The 404-nt window shown below is 64.1% G+C and carries 1 protein-coding gene; it reads right to left on the bottom strand.

Going from position 1 to position 404, the window contains the following annotated elements:
• Positions 1–14: 14 nt before the first annotated feature.
• Positions 15–404, bottom strand: a 390-nt coding sequence (locus AC5ZGW_RS47305; protein ID WP_496114296.1) for a sensor histidine kinase, incomplete at its 5' end; no start/stop codon positions are given.

Genomic DNA, 404 nt, shown 5'->3' with positions numbered 1-404 from the left:
GCCTTGCCGAAACCCTATTGCAGGGTTCCATTCGCCGCCGGCAACGTGAAGGAGAATCGGGCGCCACCGTGGATGCTGCCATTGTCGGCTTCGATTCGCCCGCCATGGGCCTCAATGATCGAGCGGCAGATGGACAATCCCATTCCCATGCCTCCCTCCTTGGTCGTGAAGAAGCTCTCGAACAAGCGGGGCAGGTGATCCGGTTCGATTCCCGGACCGCTGTCCTCGACGCTGCAGCACAGCGACGCGCCGTCGAGCGAGCGGGTCCGCACCGTGATCCTGCGCTCTGCTGCGCCGACCTGCGCCATGGCCTGCATGGCGTTGACGGCAAGATTGACAATGACCTGATGCAGCAAGGTCCGATCCGCCAGCACATGCGGCGCCGCGGGCGAGAAGCCGTGTGA

The sequence above is a fragment of the Bradyrhizobium sp. Crot121 genome (genome assembly GCF_059512385.1).
The sequence above is the reverse complement of the archived record's forward strand: the minus strand, read 5'-3'. Positions and strand labels throughout refer to the sequence as shown.